Annotated in this window: 1 protein-coding gene; it reads left to right on the top strand. The window is 44.4% G+C overall.

Annotation, left to right across the window (positions count from 1 at the left end; genetic code table 11):
- Positions 1-107: 107 nt before the first annotated feature.
- Positions 108-570 (top strand): hypothetical protein (locus HC175_RS16745; RefSeq protein ID WP_168139500.1); only part of this gene is annotated, 463 nt, incomplete at its 3' end.

Below are 570 nucleotides of genomic sequence, written 5' to 3'. Positions count from 1 at the left end.
CCAGATCAGAATAAATGTTGAAGTTCAGTTTGTAAAACAAGCATAAATAATACTGCAGCGGCGGAAGGTGGTTTTCACTTTCCGCCGCTGCACCAGGAAAGAGACAGATGATGAAGAAAACAATAGCAATTTTAGGAGAACACAAAGGGATCTTTCCCAATGTGATGCAGGTTTTGATGAAGCAGGACCTCCGGTTGCTCTTTGTTTCTGAAGATGAGGCGAAGAAGCTCAAAATAAGCAGGCAGCCGGAATTCCGGTATGCAACTGCCGAAGTAGAATTTTTGAGCTGTGAAAGGGACGGATGCTGGGAAGCCGATATGATCGTGCTGGTCGACCCCGACACCTCCTCTGCTTCTCTTGTGGAAAAAATTAAAGAAGTGGCCACTCAAAAGATCGTGCTGGTAGCTTCTGAAGGTAAAACTAATAAAGATGAACCCGATCTGCGGGAGTTGCTTCCGTGGTCAAAGGTAGTGGAGATCCAACTCAACACCGTTGAAAAAGAATTCTCCTTATGCAGTAATAATTCTGAAGCAAAGGCAGAAGTTAAAAGGCTTTTTGAAGCATCGGGTT

The organism is Salinimicrobium oceani (genome assembly GCF_012037645.1).
The sequence above is the reverse complement of the archived record's forward strand: the minus strand, read 5'-3'. Positions and strand labels throughout refer to the sequence as shown.